The organism is Demequina pilifera (assembly GCF_048814985.1).
Lineage (GTDB): Bacteria > Actinomycetota > Actinomycetes > Actinomycetales > Demequinaceae > Demequina.
In genome coordinates, this window is sequence record NZ_JBMDTW010000005.1 from 49,499 (window position 1) to 66,412 (window position 16,914).

General features: G+C 69.8%; 17 protein-coding genes. 12 read left to right on the top strand and 5 right to left on the bottom strand.

Translation table 11 applies throughout. The annotated features are described in order from the left end of the window. Positions 1–20: 20 nt before the first annotated feature. The 3 genes from ACNI14_RS10115 (at position 21) to ACNI14_RS10125 (ending at position 3,000) form a co-directional block, all read left to right on the top strand. A complete protein-coding gene (locus tag ACNI14_RS10115) occupies positions 21–1,451 on the top strand; it encodes a CCA tRNA nucleotidyltransferase (protein ID WP_420520116.1) in 1,431 nt (476 codons plus the stop codon). Then, a complete protein-coding gene (locus ACNI14_RS10120; protein ID WP_420519901.1) occupies positions 1,451–1,939 on the top strand; it encodes a hypothetical protein in 489 nt (162 codons plus the stop codon). The genes ACNI14_RS10115 and ACNI14_RS10120 overlap by 1 nt, the downstream gene beginning before the upstream one ends. Before the next feature lie 158 nt (positions 1,940–2,097). Further along, positions 2,098–3,000, top strand: a complete 903-nt coding sequence (locus ACNI14_RS10125) for an endonuclease domain-containing protein (RefSeq protein ID WP_420519902.1) — start codon at positions 2,098–2,100, stop codon at positions 2,998–3,000. 53 nt (positions 3,001–3,053) lie between these two features. Here the strand turns inward: ACNI14_RS10125 and ACNI14_RS10130 are convergent, their stop codons facing one another. Beyond that, entirely contained in the window at positions 3,054–4,388 is a 1,335-nt protein-coding gene (locus tag ACNI14_RS10130; RefSeq protein WP_420519903.1) for an MFS transporter, read from the bottom strand. Positions 4,389–4,466: 78 nt separating this feature from the next. Between ACNI14_RS10130 and ACNI14_RS10135 the strand changes: the two genes are divergently transcribed. Beyond that, a complete protein-coding gene (locus ACNI14_RS10135) occupies positions 4,467–5,117 on the top strand; it encodes a LysE family translocator (RefSeq protein ID WP_420519905.1) in 651 nt (216 codons plus the stop codon). Positions 5,118–5,214: 97 nt separating this feature from the next. Beyond that, on the top strand, positions 5,215–5,886 hold the full coding sequence (locus ACNI14_RS10140) for an SDR family oxidoreductase (RefSeq protein ID WP_420519906.1): 672 nt from the start codon (positions 5,215–5,217) through the stop codon (positions 5,884–5,886). 103 nt (positions 5,887–5,989) lie between these two features. Here ACNI14_RS10140 and ACNI14_RS10145 read toward each other — a convergent pair whose 3' ends face one another. Both ACNI14_RS10145 and ACNI14_RS10150 read right to left on the bottom strand, forming a co-directional pair. After that, positions 5,990–7,081, bottom strand: coding sequence for an inositol-3-phosphate synthase (locus ACNI14_RS10145; protein WP_420519908.1), 1,092 nt, complete (start codon positions 7,079–7,081; stop codon positions 5,990–5,992). Positions 7,082–7,083: 2 nt separating this feature from the next. After that, on the bottom strand, positions 7,084–7,680 hold the full coding sequence (locus ACNI14_RS10150; protein ID WP_420519909.1) for a PadR family transcriptional regulator: 597 nt from the start codon (positions 7,678–7,680) through the stop codon (positions 7,084–7,086). A 267-nt stretch (positions 7,681–7,947) separates the two neighbouring features. On the opposite strand from ACNI14_RS10150, the gene ACNI14_RS10155 reads away from it, so the two are divergent. Then, complete coding sequence (locus tag ACNI14_RS10155) at positions 7,948–10,245, top strand: transglycosylase domain-containing protein (RefSeq protein WP_420519910.1); 2,298 nt, start codon at positions 7,948–7,950, stop codon at positions 10,243–10,245. A 139-nt stretch (positions 10,246–10,384) separates the two neighbouring features. Here the strand turns inward: ACNI14_RS10155 and ACNI14_RS10160 are convergent, their stop codons facing one another. Continuing rightward, a complete protein-coding gene (locus ACNI14_RS10160; RefSeq protein WP_420519911.1) occupies positions 10,385–11,428 on the bottom strand; it encodes a lipid II:glycine glycyltransferase FemX in 1,044 nt (347 codons plus the stop codon). A 161-nt stretch (positions 11,429–11,589) separates the two neighbouring features. On the opposite strand from ACNI14_RS10160, the gene rpsF reads away from it, so the two are divergent. From rpsF to ACNI14_RS10190, 6 genes are all read left to right on the top strand, one after another. After that, positions 11,590–11,880, top strand: a complete 291-nt coding sequence (gene rpsF / locus ACNI14_RS10165) for a 30S ribosomal protein S6 (protein WP_420519912.1) — start codon at positions 11,590–11,592, stop codon at positions 11,878–11,880. Positions 11,881–11,929: 49 nt separating this feature from the next. Next, positions 11,930–12,421 carry a single-stranded DNA-binding protein gene (locus tag ACNI14_RS10170; RefSeq protein WP_420519913.1) on the top strand — a complete coding sequence of 164 codons (492 nt, stop codon included), beginning with the start codon at positions 11,930–11,932 and terminating at the stop codon, positions 12,419–12,421. 29 nt (positions 12,422–12,450) lie between these two features. Continuing rightward, positions 12,451–12,687, top strand: coding sequence for a 30S ribosomal protein S18 (gene rpsR / locus ACNI14_RS10175; RefSeq protein WP_419390247.1), 237 nt, complete (start codon positions 12,451–12,453; stop codon positions 12,685–12,687). A 13-nt stretch (positions 12,688–12,700) separates the two neighbouring features. After that, complete coding sequence (gene rplI / locus ACNI14_RS10180; protein ID WP_420519914.1) at positions 12,701–13,147, top strand: 50S ribosomal protein L9; 447 nt, start codon at positions 12,701–12,703, stop codon at positions 13,145–13,147. 675 nt (positions 13,148–13,822) lie between these two features. Beyond that, complete coding sequence (dnaB, locus tag ACNI14_RS10185) at positions 13,823–15,190, top strand: replicative DNA helicase (protein WP_420519915.1); 1,368 nt, start codon at positions 13,823–13,825, stop codon at positions 15,188–15,190. Positions 15,191–15,294: 104 nt separating this feature from the next. Beyond that, positions 15,295–15,879, top strand: coding sequence for a redoxin domain-containing protein (locus tag ACNI14_RS10190; protein WP_420519916.1), 585 nt, complete (start codon positions 15,295–15,297; stop codon positions 15,877–15,879). Positions 15,880–15,905: 26 nt separating this feature from the next. Here ACNI14_RS10190 and ACNI14_RS10195 read toward each other — a convergent pair whose 3' ends face one another. Beyond that, entirely contained in the window at positions 15,906–16,883 is a 978-nt protein-coding gene (locus ACNI14_RS10195) for a cytochrome c biogenesis CcdA family protein (protein ID WP_420519917.1), read from the bottom strand. Positions 16,884–16,914 lie beyond the last annotated feature (31 nt).

Here is a 16,914-nt window from a genome sequence, read left to right on the forward strand (position 1 = left end):
ACCCGATCCCCGTGCCCCCGATGGACGTGCTGCGCCGCCGCGCCGCGGCCCTATGGGAGGCGCTGCCCGCCTCCGTTCTCGAGCTGGCGGAGGTCTTCGACGCGGCCGGCCACGAGTTCGCTCTCGTGGGTGGGCCGGTGCGCGACGCGTTCCTGGGGCGATCGTCCTCCGACTTCGACTTCGCGACGTCCGCACGCCCCGACGACACCGAGCGGCTGCTGCGGACGTGGACCCGGTCGACGTGGGACATGGGGCGCGAGTTCGGCACCATCGGCGGTCGGCGCGGGGACCTGGTGGTGGAGATCACGACCTTTCGGGCCGACGAGTACGACGGCCAGACGCGCAAGCCGGTCGTGGCGTTCGGCGATTCGCTCGAGGGCGACCTGGCCCGGCGGGACTTCACCGTCAACGCGATGGCGGTGCGGCTGCCGTCGCGGGAGCTGGTGGACCTGCATGGGGGGCTCGAGGACCTGGGCGGCGGGCTGCTGCGCACCCCGATCGAGCCCGAGGTGTCGTTCGGCGACGACCCGCTGCGCATGATGCGCGCGGCGCGGTTCTCTGCGCAGCTGGGCTTCGACATCGAGCCCGCGACGTTCGCGGCGATGTCGCGGCTGGCGTCTCGCATTGAAATCGTGTCGGCCGAGCGCGTGCGCGACGAGCTGACCAAGCTGATGCTCGGGTCCACTCCCCGCGCGGGCCTGCGCGCGCTGGTGGACTCGGGCCTCGCCGCGCACGTGCTGCCGGAGCTGCCCGCTCTGCAGCTCGAGGTCGACGAACACCACCACCACAAGGACGTGTACGAGCACACGCTCACGGTCGTGGACCAGGCGATCGCGCTCGAGACCGGCGCCGACGGGCCGGTGCCCGCCCCGGACCTGGTGCTGCGGCTCGCGGCGCTCATGCACGACATCGGCAAGCCCCCCACGCGACGTCTCGAGCTGGGCGGCGGCGTGAGCTTCCATCACCACGAGGTGGTGGGCGCGAAGATGACGACCAAGCGCATGAAGGCGCTCCGCTTCGACAAGGAGACCACTCGCGCGGTGTCGCATCTCGTCGGTCTGCACCTGCGGTTCCACGGTTACGCCGATGCGCGCTGGTCGGACTCGGCCGTGCGCCGCTACGTGACGGACGCCGGCGACCAGCTGGAGCGGCTCCACCGACTCACCCGCGCGGACGTCACCACTCGCAACCGCCGCAAGGCCGACCGGCTGTCGTTCGCCTACGACGACCTCGAGGACCGCATCGCCGAGCTGCGCGAGCGCGAGGAGGTGGACTCGATCCGCCCCGACCTCGACGGCAACGCCATCATGGAGATTCTGGGGATCGGCCCCGGCCGCGATGTGGGGATGGCGTACAAGCACATGCTCGAGCTGCGCATGGAGCACGGACCCCTGGGCGAGGAGCGCGCTCGCGCCGAACTGCTCGCGTGGTGGGCGGAGCGGAGCGGCTGATGACTGGGGCGGCGGTGTGGGGAACCCTTGCTGTGCTCACCGGTCTGGCGTGGCTGGCCGTCGGCGTCGTTGCCGGGCGGGCGCTGGCCGCGCGGGGAGAGAAGCGCGATCGCATCATCGCGCGCTACCCGCTGCGCACCGCGACCGCTGTGCTGCTGCTGCCGGCGGTGGGGTTCTCGGCCTTCGGGGTCCTCGTGTCCACGGTCGACGGGTTCGGGAGCACGGGGTGGCTGCTGTTCGTCGGCGTCGCGGCGCTCGCGGGATGTGCCGTCGTCATGGTGATGGCGCACAGGGCGGTGTCACGCGGACTGGGCTCGTGGAGGTGGGCGATCCCCCCGACGGGCTTCGTGCTCCCTGCGATCGCGGCGGTGGCGTGGGCGACCGAGCCTGAGGCGGTGGCGTGGCTCCTGGCCTATGCCGTGGCGTGCGGCGGCAACGGACTGCTGCTGGCCTTGCGCGCCGCACCCTCCGCCCCCTCCCCAAAGTAGGCAACTCACGCCTGTGGTGAGGGCGCATCGGGCTGTCATGAGGCAACTGATGCGCATCTGCATGCCGGCCCCGTCCCCAGACTTCGGCGCCGCGCCCCAGTCCACGAGTCATGGCCGAGCGCCGTGGCACGAGCGGCCGTGCGGATGCACCTTGGCCCATGGGAATCCTCGACCTGATCGCACACATGGAGGCAGTGCCGACCTCGTTCTCGCTCGCGCAGTTGACCCGGAGCGCCAGCCGAGGCGGGGTCGACGCCGCAGTACAACGGGGTTCGATCGTCCGAGTGCTGCCTGATCGCTATGCGGCCGCGCTCCACGCGGACTCGTGGGCAGTGAGATCGCATGCCGCCGCCATGTGGGGGCCGGCGGGCTGCGCGCTGACAGGGACGGGCGTGCTCTTCGACGCGCGCCTGCTGCCGAGCCCTCCCGACCATGTGCATCTGCTGGTTCCCCATTGGCGCCACCGCCCATCCCCGTCGTGGGTGCTCGTGACGAGTTCGACCTATCGCCCACCACTGCTCGTAATACGAGGTGACGGCGCGACCGTCGTCGACCCTGCGCTTGCCTTGATTCACGCGCACGGCTTTGCGCCTGAGCGCCACCGGGCAGAGCTGGTCTACGGGCTGACGAGATCGGGGGCGGTGGAACCGGATGCGGTCCGAGCGCATCTCGAGCGACTGCCGCGCGTCCGGGGCCGGGCCGCGCTGCTGCGCCGGTGCGCGCTGGCGGCCGACGGCGTCGAGAGCTACCTCGAAGAGCGGGGCGCGGAGCAGGTGTTGGTCGGTCCGGGCTTTGAGTCGATCGTGCGTCAGCATCGGGTGCGAGTGAGCGCGGGCCGATTTCGGCTCGATGCCTACGACCCGATCACGCGCACCGCGTTCGAGTTCGATGGCGCGGTGGCCCACGACGGCAGCGCATCTCGTCTTCGAGACATTCGCCGCGACGCCGCCCTCACGGCTGCAGGGATCGTGACGGTCAGGTTCGGGTATGCGGATGTGACGGAGAGGCCTGAGTGGTGTCGGGAGATCGCACTCGCGACTCTGGCGAGCCGCAGTTCGTGAGCATGAGTTGCCTCATGAAGAGCCGATGCGCCCCGATCGTGAGCGTGAGTTGCCTACTTTGGGGTGGGTGGGGCGGTGGACGGGTCGGGCAAGGGAACCGGGGCCGGGGAGGGCTCGCGCGGGGCACGGGCGAAGACCAGCGCCGTCAGCACGTAGAGGCCCACCAGCACCGCCATCAACACCTGCGAGTAGCCGTCGGCCGGCAGCACCAGACCCCCGATCACGGCGCTCGAGATGAACGCCACGTTGTAGGCCATGTCGTACAGCGTGAACGCCCGCCCCCGCACCGCGTCCTCCGTGTCGCGCTGGACAATGGTGTCCACGGCGATCTTGCCGCCCTGGACCGCGAAGCTCACGACCACGGCCGCGGAGAACAGCGCCCACGGCTCCATCGAGATCGCCAGCGCCGTCTGGCCCACGGCGCCCACCCCGAGGCACAGCAGGATCCACTGGTGCCGCGTGAAACGCTCCCCCATGACGGGCGTCAGCACGGCCGCGAGCCCGAAGCCCACGGCGGCGAACGCCACGACGAGCGTGAAGTTGCCCAGCGCCTGCTCGGGCCGGTCGGGATCGCCGAGCACGTGGCGCGAGATCAGGATCGACGCGACGAACATCACCCCGTACAGCAGCCGCTGCGCCGCCATCACCATCAACGCCTGGAACGGCGTGACCCGCGCGTGCAGGTACCGCACTGCAGTGGCGAGCTCCGAGCCGAGCTCGCGAACCTGCGCCACGAGCCGCAAGCGCTCGAGGGGATTGACGGGGCCCAGCTCGCGCCGACCCAGCAGCACGGTCGCCCACGACGACAGACTGAACCCGATGCCGCCGGCGATGAGCGCCGACAGCGCGAGAGTCGTATCCGTGGCCTGCGGCGCGACGAACGTGACGATCCCGCCCACGGCGCCCCCCACCGCAGCGGCGATCGTGCCGAGCGTGGGCAGGATCGCGTTCGCGGCGAGCAGGTCGTCCCGGGCGACCACACGCGGCAGCCCAGCGGTCATCGAGGCCAGCAGGAACCGATTGACCGAGAGGGTGAGCAGCGCCACCACGTAAAGCGTCCACCGCGGCGCCTCGACCAGCAGCAGCGCGCAGATCACCGCCACGAGCCCCGCACGCACCAGGTTTCCCACGAGCAGGATGCGCTGGCGCTGCCACCGGTCGATCAGCGGCCCCACGAAGGGTCCCACCAGCGTGAACGGCGCGAGCAGCACGGCGAAGCCGGCCGCGATGGCGCCGGGAGTCGCCGCGGTGGTCGGGTCGAAGAAGAAGGCCGCGGCGATGCCCACCTGGAACATCCCGTCGCCGCTCTGCGACAGCAGGCGGATGTACGCCAAGCGTCGGAAGCCGTCGGTGCGCCACAGCCGGGCAAGATCGCGCGCGAACGACATGGCGTCAGCCTAGGGCCAGCGCCAACGGCGCTGGCGCAGCGCACCCAGGACGGCCGATGCGCGCATTAGCCTGAGCGCATGATCGCCTTGGAGACGTTGGTGGGCTTTGTCGCGGTGGCCGCCGTGCTGGTCGCCCTGCCCGGCCCGAGCGTGCTGTTCATCGTGGGCCGCGCCCTGCAGCACGGGCGCCGCGGGGCGCTGCTGTCGGTCGCGGGCAATGCTGGCGGGTTCGTGGTGCACGCCGTCGCTGTGGCGGCAGGCGTGGGGGCGCTGGTCGCGGCGTCCGCGACGGCGTTCACGATCGTGAAGATCGCCGGTGGCGCCTACCTCGTGTACCTCGGCGCTCAGGCGATCCGGCACCGCCACGATGGCCTGGCCGACGTCGCCGATCCCGGAGGCGAGGAGCTCGACCAGTTGAGCGTGGGCCGTGCGCTGTCCGAATCGTTCCTCGTGGGAGTCAGCAACCCCAAGACGCTCGTGTTCATGGTCGCCGTGCTGCCGCAGTTCGTGGTCGCCTCGGTCGGCCCGGCGTGGCCGCAGATCCTCGTGCTCGGGCTGGTATTCGCCCTCATCGCGCTACTGGTCGACGGCGTGTGGGCGCTCGCGGCCTCCGGGGCGCGCGGATGGATCGCATCATCGCCCGGGCGAGTGGCCCGGGTGCGCGCGGCAGGAGGTGGGATGCTCGCGGCGCTCGGCCTCGTGCTGATGGCCTCCCGCCGCGCCGCCTGACCGCCGAGCCGCGTCGAAGGCGACCCGCCCGCCATTCCCACTTCCACCCTGCGCGAACGAACGTGCATCGCGGCGGCGCACCGGGCATGGTGGGGGGATGACCACTACTCCCCAACGCATCGCCATTGTGGGCGGCCACGGCAAGGTCGCACTGCACCTCATTCCGATCCTGAAGGGTCGCGGCAAGACCGTGGTCCCGCTCGCTCGCAAGCAGGAGCAGCTGCTCGAGCTCGCGGCGCTCGGCACGGAACCGCGTCACCTCGACATCGAGGCCGCGACCGAGGACGACTTCGCCAAGGCCTTCGAGGGCTGCGACGCCGTTGTGTTCGCGGCAGGCGGCGGTCCGGACGGCGACATCGATCGCAAGCGCACCGTCGACCTCGAGGGCTCCCTCAAGTCGATCGCTGGAGCGAAGGCCGCCGGCATCGACCGGTTCGTGCAGGTCTCCGCCATCGGCGTGGACAACCCGGTGCCCGACGACACCGAGCCCGTATGGAAGGCCTACGTCGACGCCAAGCGCGACGCCGATGCCGCGCTGCGCGACTCGGGGCTCACCTGGACGATCGTGCGCCCTGGCGGCCTCACGGACGGCGCCGCGACCGGCAAGATCGCCCTGTCCGAGACCGTTGACCGGGGCCAGATCCCGCGCGCCGACGTGGCGCACCTGCTCGCCGACTGCCTGGACCAGCCCGCGACGGCCGGCAAGCAGTGGGAGGCCGTGAGCGGCGAGACATCGATCCCCGCAGCCATCGAGCGCGAGGTCGCGTAAGCGCAACCAACACGGTCGCGGCACTGACTGACTGACGGAACGCAGAAGGCCCGGTCACCGAGATGGTGACCGGGCCTTTCTGCGTGCGGCTGGCGAGAGAGAACTACCGCTCGGTGTCTCCCGCGATGAAGGCCTCGAGCTGGGCGCGGCCCTTCGAGTCCTCCATCTGGACCGGCGGCGACTTCATGAAGTAGGTCGAGGCCGACAGGATCGGTCCGCCCACGCCGCGGTCCTTGGCGATCTTGGCGGCGCGGATCGCGTCGATGATGATGCCGGCTGAGTTGGGCGAGTCCCACACCTCGAGCTTGTACTCCAGGTTCAGGGGCACCTCGCCGAACGCGCGGCCCTCGAGGCGCACGTACGCCCACTTGCGGTCGTCGAGCCAGGCGACGTAGTCCGACGGGCCGATGTGCACGTCGCGCGAGTCCTTGAGGTCCTTGAGCGTGCCCTCGAGGTTCGACGTCACGGCCTGCGTCTTGGAGATCTTCTTGGACTCCAGGCGCTCGCGCTCGAGCATGTTCTTGAAGTCCATGTTGCCGCCGACGTTCAGCTGGTAGGTGCGGTCCAGCGCCACGCCGCGGTCCTCGAACAGCCGTGCCATCACGCGGTGGGTGATGGTCGCGCCCACCTGCGACTTGATGTCGTCGCCGACGATCGGCACGCCCGCGTCCTCGAACTTCTTGGCCCACACGGGGTCGGAGGCGATGAACACGGGGAGGGCGTTGACGAATGCGACGTTCGCGTCGATCGCGCACTGCGCGTAGAACTTCGCGGCGTCCTCGGAGCCCACGGGCAGGTAGCAGACCAGCACATCGGCCTCGGTCTCACGCAGCACCTGCACCACGTCCACCGGAGCGTCGTCAGACTCGACGATGGTCTCGCGGTAGTACTTGCCCAGGCCGTCCAGGGTGTGACCGCGCTGGACCTGGATGTCGGTCTTGGGGACGTCGCAGATCTTGATGGTGTTGTTCTCGGAGGACTCGGTGGCCTCGACGAGCTCCTTGCCGACCTTCAGCGAGTCGACGTCGAACGCCGCCACGAACTCGATGTCCGAGATGTGGTAGTCGCCGAACTGGACGTGCATGAGTCCGGGGACGGTCTCGCCGTCCTCGCGGTCCTTGTAGAACTCCACGCCCTGAATGAGCGACGTGGCGCAGTTTCCGACGCCGACGATGGCGACCTTCAATGCGGCCATGATTACTCCTTAAGTTTGCCCGCGGAAGCGGATCGGTTGTTGTCTCCGCGGGGCGCGGATCGTTCGTTCTCGATGAGCCGGTCGAGCCATTCGACCTCCCGCTCGACCCGTTCCAGGCCGTGGCGGTGCAGTTCAGTGGTGTAGGCGTCGTGGCGCTCGCGCACGCGCTGCAGGCCCTCCGACACCTCCTCCAGGCGCTCGGCGAGCCGCGATCGACGGCCCTCCAGGATGCGCAGGCGGGTCGCGGAGTCGGTGCGCTCGAACATCGAGAAGCGCACGTCGAACGCGTCGTCGTCCCACGAGGAGGCCCCGGAACTCGCGAGCTCCTCCTCCAGCTGTGCGTGCCCGGCCTCGGTGAGCCGGTACGAGATGCGCGAGCGCTTGGAGGCCGCGGCACGGACCACGCTGTCGTCGCGGTCGTCCGTGGCGATGAGCCCGGCGGCGACCATGCGCTTGAGGCACGGATAGAGGGACCCGTAGCTGAGGGCCCGGAACGGGCCCAGCTCGCTGCCGAGCCGCTTGCGGATCTGGTACCCGTGCAGCGGCTGCTGCGAGAGCATGCCGAGGATCGCCAGCGACAGCACGTCGGTCTTGGCCACGGGCACTCCTCTCTTCTTCGTCCAATGCCCGATGCGGTCGTCGCCTCAGTAGTGAAGGAACAGTGGCGATGTCCGGCGGGATCGACGCTTACCATAGCAGCAGGTTGTATCGACACGATACATCGAACGCCGCGTCGTTGCGCGCTGCGCCACGAATGCGGGGCGTCGCGCGTTACTGACGTGACCACCGCATCGGCCGCTTGCGCGCGCCGATGCCACGGCGGGCCGCTACGCGTGCCCGCCCCGATCTGCCTAGGGTGATGGATTGTGACCGAATCGAGCCGTCCTCAGGGACAGACGCCGCAGCGCAGGAGCACGCGCACGCCCGCCGGGCCGCAGCCCCCGCGCACGTCCACGGGCGTGCGCCGCCCGCCGGCGAGTTCCACGTCCCGCACCAACGCCCCTGCGGCGCGCTCCGGCGCGCCCAAGGCGAGCGCCAAGGGGGGCGGCGCTGGCGGCGGTGGTGGCAAGGGTCGCGGCGGCAAGCGTGCCGCCCGCGCCGACCGGCCGCGCTGGAAGCGGTGGCTGCGCCGCATCGGCTTCGGAGCGCTCATCGCCGGCCTCGCGGTCGCGCTGATCGGCATCATCGCGCTGATCATCAAGTACACGAGCCTCGAGGTCCCCGAGCCCGACGACTTCGCGCAGGCTCAGGCGTCGACGTTCTACTACGCCGACGGCGAGACGGAGCTGGGGCGCCTGGGCGTTGCGAACCGCGAGGCCGTCGCGTACGAGGACCTGCCCCCGCACGTGGGCAACGCGGTGGTCGCGGCCGAGGACCGCAGCTTCTGGACCAACCCTGGCATCGACGTGCTGGGCATGACGCGCGCGCTGTACCGCACCGTCGTGATGAACGAGCAGCAGGGCGGCTCGTCGATCACGCAGCAGTACGTGGAGCGCTACTACGTGGGCGAGACCACCACCTCCATCCCGGGCAAGATCGAGGAGACGCTGCTGGCGCTCAAGATCGACCAGGAGCAGTCCAAGGAGGAGGTGCTGGGCAACTACCTCAACACCATCTACTTCGGGCGCGGCGCCTACGGCATCCAGGCCGCGGCCGATCAGTACTACGGCAAGCCGGCAGCGGACCTCACGGTGTCCGAGTCGGCGCTGCTCGCCGGCATCGTGCCGGCTCCCAGCAACTGGGACCCGCGGATCGACCCCGAGCGCGCCGAGCAGCGCTGGAACTACGCGCTCGACGGCATGGTGGACGCCGAGTTCCTCACGCAGGACGAGCGCGACGAGATCACCGACTTCCCCGAGCCCATCGAGTACCTCAACGACGACGTCTATGAGGGCACGGAGGGCTACATCCTGCGCGCGGCGATGGACGAGGTGGCGGAGCGCAGCGGCGTCTCGACGGAGGAGATCGAGTCGCTCGGCTACCGGATCACCACCACCATCGTCCCCGAGCACCAGCGCGCCGCGGAGGATGCGGTCGCGCAGATGCCCGACGACCACGCCGACAACCTGCGCGTGGCCGCGGTGACGGTGGACGCGGAGTCCGGCGCCGTCACCTCGATGTACGGCGGCCCCGACTATCTCGAGATCCAGCGCAACGCCGTGACCCAGGACGTGGCGCAGGCGGGCTCGACATTCAAGCCCTTCGCGCTGATCGGCGCTCTCGAGCGCGGCATCAGCCTGGACACCGAGTTCGTGTCGAACCACGAGATGGAGTTCGAGGGATTCGACAGCCCCGTGCGCAACTTCGGCGGCGTCGACTTCGGCAGCATCGACCTGGTGCGCGCCACGCAGAGCTCGGTCAACACCGCGTACGTCCAGCTGGGCCTGGAGATCACCCCCCAGGTGGTGATGGACACCGCGATCGCCGCCGGCATCCCGGAGGACACCCTCGGGCTCGAGGCGAACCCGTCGAACGTGCTCGGCACCGCGTCGCCGCACGCGATCGACATGGCCTCGGCCTACGCCACCATCGCGAACGGCGGCATGCGCAAGGAGTCCTACATGGTGCAGACCGTGACGGACTCCGCCGGCGAGGTGGTCTACGAGCACGAGGTCGAGGCCGAGCGCGCGTTCGCGGATGACGTCATGGCGGACACCACGTACGCGATGCAGCAGGTGGTCGAGAACGGATCCGGCCAGTTCGCCAACCAGATCGGGCGGCCGCTCGCCGGCAAGACCGGCACCTCCAACGAGAACCGATCCGCATGGTTCGTGGGGTTCTCGCCGCAGATCGTCGGATCGGTGTCGCTCTACCAGGTGGGAGAGGACGGAGCGGCGGAGCAGATCACGCCGTTCGGCGGCTTCGATCAGATCACCGGCTCCACGATCCCGGCCCGTGTGTGGACCTGGATGATGGAGCCGATCCTCGAGCCCATGGAGGTCGTGGACTTCCCGCCGCGCGCGAACGTGGGCGAGCGGCTGAACCCGCCGCCCCCGCCGGAGCCCACTCCGACGCCGACCCCCACTCCGACGCCGACCCCCACGCCCACTCCCACGGAGACCGAGCCGGAGCCGGAACCTGAGCCGGAGCCCACGCCGACGCCGACGCCCACGGAGGAGCCGGAGCCGGAGGAGCCGGAGCCCACCGTGACCCCGGAGCCGTAGCCGCATCGGCTTCGCGCCCGCGCAGTCACCGAGTGCCGGCCCTGCTTCGGCACTCGGTGACTGCTGGGGTGCAGGCATGCGGCCGATGCGCGGGCTGGGTCGGCGCGCAGTCGTCCCGGTGCGCGGCGGTCGGGTGGGGCTAGCGGCGCAGCAGGCGCTTGAGGCGCAGCGCCAAGGCCAGGGCGCGGTATCGCAGCGGCTTGACCGGCACGTCCCACGCGCCGTCGACCTCCACTTCGTCCGCGAACTGGCGCTTGAAGTCGCCCACGCTCTTCAGCTGGGGGGCGCGATCGGAGTCGACCCCCATGAGGTCGTAGGCCCTCACGCCCTCGGCCTTCAGCACCCGCACCACGTGCCAGCGCAGCAGCATCACCGCGTTGGTGCTGCGCGCCTCGTGGTTCGCGCCGGCGTAATAGCTCATCGCCTTGCCGTCGTAGGCGGTGACGATCACCCAGGCGACGGCGCGGCCCGGCTCGAGCGGCGCATCGGCCGTCCCGGAGTCGGTGCGGCGCGCGACGAAGACCCGCGCATACTGGCCGAGCGCCGCGATCATCGCGTAGTAGGTATCGGCGTCGTAGATGCCGAACTCGTCGCGCTCCGCGGTCTCCTCGTAGATCTTGTACAGCTCGCCGAAGGCCTCGCGAGAGAGCCCGGACTCGTCGGTGAGGTTCCAGTTGTCGTCGCGCAGCGCCTTGCGGATGCCGGTCCGGCGGCGCTTGGCGAACGACGCGAAGATGTCGTCCTCCTCGGGCGTCAGGTCGATCACGACGGTCCGGTCGTAGGTGACCGTCTGCAGCAGCTCGCTCAGGTCGGGCGCGCGGTGGCGGGCGTGGATGCGCGCGAACACGATGTGTGGGGCCTCGGCCGCGATGTACGCGCGCAGGGCGAGCCGCAGGGCCCGCTCGGCCCCCGGCGTCTGGTCCGCGATCCAGATGGGTCCGTGCTTGGCCCACAGGTAGCGGAAGCCGCGGCCGGCGTACTCCGTGAGCGCGATCACGGCCACCGGCTCGTCGCCGTCCAGCACGGCCAGTCGCCGCCAGAAGGATCGCGCCGGCACGGCCTCGTCGTAGGCGTCCCAGGCGGGAGACTGCTCGATCGGCACGGGCTCTCCGGAGCCCGAAGCCAAATCCAGAAAGCGGTCGTCGGAGACCTGCTCCACCCGCATCGTCCGTCTGCTGCTCACCCCGCCCACGCTACCTGTGGATGCACGATTCCCCTGCGACGCCCACGCACGGTATCCTTGTCGCTGGCCCCCACGCCCCTATGGCACCGGGGGTCGCAGGCATCAACCCTCCTGCCACGGAACGTCCGTGGCCGCATGAGTCCAGAGGAGGTGGGTATTCGATGCGTCAGTACGAAATGATGATCATTCTCGACCCAGAGGTCGATGAGCGTACCGTCGAGCCATCGCTCGACAAGTACCTGAAGGTGATCACGGGAGACAGCGGCACCGTCGACAAGCTCGACATCTGGGGCCGCCGTCGCCTTGCTTACCCGATCAAGAAGAAGAACGACGGCATCTACGCGGTGATCAACTTCACCTCGGAATCCGCCACGGCCAAGGAGCTCGAGCGTCAGCTCAGCCTCAACGAGTCGATTCTTCGCACCAAGCTGCTGCGCCCCGAAGCCAAGTAGCGCCTCTCCCGACTGCAACCGAACACGACACGACACTTAGGGACATCACATGGCAGGCGAGACTCCGATCACCATCGTGGGCAATCTGACCGGCGACCCGGAACTGCGATTCATCCAGTCCGGCGCGGCGGTCGCCAACTTCACGGTGGCGTCCACCCCACGCACGTTCGATCGACAGACGAACGAGTTCAAGGACGGAGAGACCCTGTTCATGCGCTGCTCCCTGTGGCGCGAGGCCGCGGAGAACGTGGCCGAATCCCTCACCAAGGGCATGCGGGTCATCGTGACCGGCCGCTTGGTGTCGCGCTCGTGGGAGGCCAACGGTGAGAAGCGCACCGTCAACGAGATCCAGGTCGACGAGGTCGGCCCCAGCATGCGTTACGCCACCGCCAAGGTGACGCGTACGCAGCGTTCAGGTGGTTCTGGCGGCTCCGGCGGCCAGGGCGGATTCTCGGGTGGCGGAGGCGGCTCCGCGCCGGCAGGCGGCTCCTCGAACGACCCGTGGGCCACGGCCCCCGCGTCCGACGAGCCCCCGTTCTAAAGCACTGATCCACTTCAGGAGTACCAACAATGCCCAAGCCCGACATTCGTAAGCCCCGCAAGAAGGTGAACCCTCTCAAGGCGGCCAAGGTCAAGACCGTTGACTACAAGGACACCGCCTTGCTGCGCAAGTTCATCTCCGACCGCGGGAAGATCCGTTCACGCCGCGTGACCGGAGTGTCCACCCAGGAGCAGCGCGAGATCGCGCGCGCCATCAAGGTCGCACGCGAGATGGCCCTGCTCCCCTACGCCGGCTCCGGCCGCTGATCGGGGGTCTGACATGGCAAAGCTCATTCTGACCCACGAGGTCTCCGGCCTCGGCATCGCGGGCGACGTCGTCGACGTCAAGGACGGCTACGCGCGCAACTACCTCGTCCCCCGCAACCTGGCCACGCCGTGGTCCGCGGGTGCCGAGAAGCAGATCGACACGATGCGCAAGGCGCGTCGCGACAAGGAGATCGCCAGCACCGAGGAGGCCCAGGCGGCCCGTGACTCGCTGCAGGCGAACCCCGTCAAGGTCGAGGCGAAGGCCGGCGCGTCCGGCCGCCTGTTCGGCGCAGTGACCCCGGCCGACGTCGCGAACGCCATCGGCGACCGCGCCAAGGTCGACAAGCGCCGCATCCACATCGGCCAGGCGATCAAGGCGACCGGCACCTACACCGTGCAGGTCACCCTGCACGACGAGGTGACGGCCAACATCGAGCTCCAGGTCGTCGCGGCTAAGTAGTCCTCTCAGCTCTTGCCCCGGTCGGCGGCTCCCTCGCGGGGGCTGCGGGCCGGGGCTTTTGCCGTCTTGGGCCCTTCGGCCCCGTGGCGCGCGCGACCGTTCTGCACACAGGTGTGACTGGCGTGACCGATGAGGCGCAAGGGCGTGCACAGGGGCGACTTCAGCCCCACGGCTCACAGGCGTGTGCAGAAGTGGCGAGGCCGGCTCGGCGGTGCGGAGCCGGCGCGCACGGCCGATGCACGGGTCGGGGGCCGCGCGCGACGCCGGCGGGGTCGACGGGGTCCGGACGGGCTTTCCACCAGGGGCGACGCGGCGGTGTGGATAACGTCACGCCGACACGCCCGCGGGCGACACGCCGACGACTTTTCCCAAGAGTTCTCCCCAGGCCTCGGATCGGCATTGTACGAGGCAGATGGGCGGTCAGGGATAAAGGTGATCGGTCATCCACACGCTCCTCCACAGGGGCCGCGCCACCCGTCCACAGGCCGTCCACTGTGCACACGGCGTGTCTCCACGGGTTGTCCACCGGGCAGGTGGCCCGCGACTTGTGCCGCCGCGCCGCGGACCCTATGTTGGCGTGTCAGACCGACGAGGGACACTCGTAGCGACGACGCCGAGACACCATCGTTTCGGTCCCAGCAGTAATGTCAGCAGTGAGAGGACGTTCCCAGACGCATGTCGGTTGACGAGCTCGAAGCGGCCTACGGCCCAGAGCGAAACACGTACGACCGCCTCCCGCCCCAGAACCTGGAGGCGGAGCAGAGCGTGATCGGCTCCATGCTGCTGTCGAAGGACGCCATGGCGGACGTCATCGAATCCGTGCGCGGCGACGACTTCTACAAGCCGGCGCACGAGACCATCTTCGACATCGCGGTGAAGCTGTACAACTCGGGCGATCCCGTGGACGCCCTCACGGTGAGCGCCGAGCTGCAGCGCACCAACCAGCTGGGGCGCATCGGCGGCGCGGAGTATCTGCACACTCTGATCGCCATCGTGCCCTCGGCCGCCTCCGCGGGCTACTACGCGCGGCTGGTGCGGGAGCAGTCGATCCTGCGCCGCCTGGTCGAGGCCGGCACCCGCATCGCGGGCATGGCGTACGACTCGGACGGCGCCGAGATCGACATGGTGGTCGACGGCGCGCAGGCGGAGATCTTCTCCGTCACGGAGCGCCGCAACTCGGAGGACTACCTCGCGATCGGCGACGTCATGGAGCAGACGCTCGAGCAGGTGGAGGCGTCCTCCAACCGCGATGGCCAGATGCTGGGCATCCCCACCGGCTTTCGGGACCTCGACGACCTCACCGGCGGCCTGCAGGCGGGCCAGATGGTGGTCATCGCCGCGCGTCCGGCCATCGGCAAGTCGACCCTCGGTCTTGACATCGCGCGCTGCGCGTCGATCAAGCACGGCAAGCCGTCCGTGATCTTCTCTCTCGAGATGAGCCGCGAGGAGATCACCAAGCGAATGCTGTCCGCTGAGGCGGGCGTCAAGCTGTCCAAGCTCACCAAGGGGCCCATGGGCCCCAACGACTGGGAGCGGCTGGCGCAGACCGCGGCCAAGGTGTCGAAGGCCCCGCTCTACATCGACGACTCCCCCAACATGTCGCTCATGGAGATCCGCGCCAAGTGTCGGCGGCTCAAGCAGCAGCACGGTCTCGGTCTGGTGGTCGTCGACTACCTCCAGCTCATGAGCTCCGGGCGCAAGGTCGAGTCGCGCCAGCAGGAGGTCTCAGAGTTCTCCCGCGCGCTCAAGCTGCTGGCCAAGGAGATCGAGGTGCCGGTCATCGCGATCTCGCAGTTGAACCGCGGAGCCGAGCAGCGCACCGAGAAGAAGCCGATGCTGTCCGACATGCGCGAGTCGGGCGCCATCGAGCAGGACGCCGACATCGTGATCCTCCTCCACCGCGACGATGCCTACGACCGCGACAACCGCCCCGGTGAGGCGGACTTCATCGTCGCCAAGCACCGCGCCGGACCCACCGACACCATCGCGGTGGCGTTCAAGAAGGACTACGCGCACTTCGCCGACATGGCGCCGGACATGTAACTGCGCCCGCGTGACCTGGCGGGCCGACCCAACCGGCGCATCGGCCGCTCCGAATGCCTGCCGTGATGCGCGGGGTCGCCCGCGCCAGCGTCGAGGAGGACAGCATGCGCAGAGGTTTCCAGTGGACTGCCGGGATGATGGCGGCGGGCCTGGCGCTCGCCGGGTGTGCGAGCGCCGATGCCGAGGCCCCGCAGGCCGACGCGTCCGAGCCGGGAGTCGCTGAGTCCGCGGCGGCCGGCACGCCGTCGCCCTCGCCCAGCGAACCCGCCGCTCCCGAGAGCCCCTTCGCCTTCGAGGCCGAGACGGTCGCCGGTGGCACCCTCGACGGGGAGACGCTGCGCGGACGGGACGTGATCCTGTGGTTCTGGGCCCCGTGGTGCCCCACCTGCATGGTCGAGGGCAAGGAGCACGTGTCGGAGGCCATCGCCGAGCTCCCCGAGGGCGTCGAGATGGTCGGGATCGCCGGCCGCAGCGACGACGTGGGTGCGATGGAGGAGTTCCTCGAGTGGACCGGCACCGGAGACGTCACGCACGTCATGGACATGGATGGCGCGATCTGGGAGGCGTTCGGAGTGCTCCAGCAGCCGGCGTTCGTGTTCGTGAACGATGACGGCACCGGGACCCGCGCGGGCGCCGGCCTCAAGGCCGAGGACATCCTCGAGCGGGCCGAGGAGCTGGCCGGCAGCTAGGCGCACGCCGTCGGCCGCGGTTTCTCTCAGCCGCGACGGGCTGCCCGGCGGATCGAGTCGAGGGTCGACGAGTCGGCGACTCCTATCGAAGCGCCAGGGGCGTCCGGTGAAGCGACGGCCTGGTCCGCGACCGCGGAGCCGCTTTCCTTGCGCCGCGCCGCGATCAGGATCGCCACAGTCGCGATGGCGATCGCCGACACGAACACGACCAGCGCCGTGGTGCCCCACGATTCGATCCAGGAGCCCATCCCCGACTGCCACTGCGCCGTCGAGCTGAGCACCGGGTTCAGCGCGTCGACGCCGTGCCGGGGCAGCACCTCTGCGAGGCCGAACACCAGCACGTACAGACCCGCCGCCACCATCAGGCCGCCGCCGATGCGCATGAGCAGCGGGGTGCGGCGGCGCATCGCCGCGGCGGCGGCCGCGCCGGCTACCGCGGCGAGCATGGAGATCGCCAGCACCGAGGCACCCATGCCGGCCCCGTAGATCACGAACGGGGCGACTGCGCCGACGGGGTTCGTCGCGGACAGGGCGTGCGCCACCACCGCGAGGAAGAGCCCGATGGTGCAGCTGAGCGAGGCGACGGCGAACGACGCGCCGTATCCGACCTGCGACCAGAACGCGCGCCGGGGAGCGCCGCTCGACACCCGGAGCCCGGGCCCGCGCAGCTGCCCCCCTCGGAGCATCACGATCCCGAGCCAGATCAGCACCGCACCGATCACGATGGTCACGTACGACACGTAGGGAAGCACCGAACCCTGCAGGCCAAGGCTGACGGCGCCGAAGAGCAGGCCGAACGCGGTGAACACCGCCATGAAGCCCAGCGTCATCGCGAGCCCGAACCCCACGGCCCGCCGCAGCGCGACCGCGCGGGTGACCCCTGCATCGGCGCTTCCCGTGACGATCACGGTGATGTAGGCGGGCAGCAGCGCGAAGCCGCACGGGTTGAATGCGGCGACTGCGCCAAGCAGCAGTACGTACGCGGCGACGCCGGCGTCGATCATCGCACCCCCTCCTGGGCCGAGTGTAGAACCG